The 783-nt window shown below is 64.9% G+C and carries 1 protein-coding gene; it reads left to right on the top strand.

The genetic code is table 11. From position 1 onward, the window contains the following. Nucleotides 1–514, top strand: a 514-nt coding sequence (locus EBE87_RS28485) for an IS110 family RNA-guided transposase (RefSeq protein WP_120641322.1), incomplete at its 5' end; no start/stop codon positions are given. Nucleotides 515–783: the final 269 nt, after the last annotated feature.

The raw sequence follows: 783 nt of genomic DNA, 5'->3' as shown, positions 1-783 counted from the left end.
GTTTCCAGAGGCGGCACGCCCGGTGCTGCAGGTCCTCACCGGAACACTGGGTGCGCTGGAAGAGCGGATCAAGCTCCTGGATGTGGAGATTGCCCGTCGCGCCAAAGAGGACGAGCTGGCGCATCGCCTCATGACAATCCCCGGTCTCGGACCGGTGACCGCAACGGCCATGGCGGCCCTGGCACCGCCAGCAGAGACATTCAGGTGTGGGCGCGACTTCGCGGCCTGGCTCGGCCTCACGCCGCTCCAGCGCTCAACAGGAGGCAAGCAGAAGCTGGGCCGGGTTTCCAAGATGGGTGAGCGAACTCTTCGCCGCCTGCTGATCATTGGCGCGAGCGCGGTGGTGCGCTGGGCCAGGCGAAAGAATGTGGCAGGGGGAACGTGGCTTGGCCGCATGCTCTCGCGAAAGCCGCCAATGCTGGTGACAGTGGCCCTGGCCAACAAGATGGCCCGCATCGTCTGGGCGCTCATGGCCAAAGGAGGGATCTACCGGGCTCCGGCCGCAGCCGCGTAAGCGCGCTTGCGGCCGTGGGGCCGTCGTAGGCGTAGGAAGGTCAGACGGAAGGTATGGCGCAACGGTCGATGAGACGGGGTCGGGAAAACCAGTTCGCAACGACGTACCTCGAGTACGCGGTTCTGATTTGGACCTGATCCACGAACTCCCATACGGGCCCGCGGCATGTGACCAGCCGCAACAGAGGCCGGACACATGTCAGCACCCGACTACGCGCCACGCAGTCCTGAAAATCTTCTTGCTCCGATGGGGGCGTCCACACATGTTGC

This window comes from Teichococcus wenyumeiae (assembly GCF_003696345.1).
Lineage (GTDB): Bacteria > Pseudomonadota > Alphaproteobacteria > Acetobacterales > Acetobacteraceae > Pseudoroseomonas > Pseudoroseomonas wenyumeiae.
The sequence above is the reverse complement of the archived record's forward strand: the minus strand, read 5'-3'. Positions and strand labels throughout refer to the sequence as shown.